Source organism: Bartonella sp. CM120XJJH (assembly GCF_042194715.1).
Lineage (GTDB): Bacteria > Pseudomonadota > Alphaproteobacteria > Rhizobiales > Rhizobiaceae > Bartonella.
Window position 1 is genome coordinate 393 of the sequence record NZ_JBHINE010000121.1, and the last position, 266, is coordinate 658.

Below are 266 nucleotides of genomic sequence, written 5' to 3' on the forward strand. Positions count from 1 at the left end.
ATTTTGAGCCTTTAACAATAAATCACCAGAGATCTTTGTCCTTTCTGTTAATTCAATGGTAGCTTCAGCTCCATAAATATCATCTCCCGTACTATAAATGGCAATACCATCAGGAACTGAAAAAGTTGTCTGTGACAAATGCAAAGATGCTTCACCCCAAACAATTTTTTCTACTTTTGAAAGTTTTTCACTCCCTACCTTAAACATATCACCCCATACATCTGGACCTAATCCATAAAAATACAGACCGTATACTCCCTCACCCT

The 266-nt window shown here is 36.8% G+C and carries 1 protein-coding gene; it reads right to left on the reverse strand.

The annotated features are described in order from the left end of the window. Positions 1–266, reverse strand: a 266-nt coding sequence (locus tag ACFIKU_RS10130) for a hypothetical protein (RefSeq protein ID WP_375657433.1), incomplete at both ends; no start/stop codon positions are given.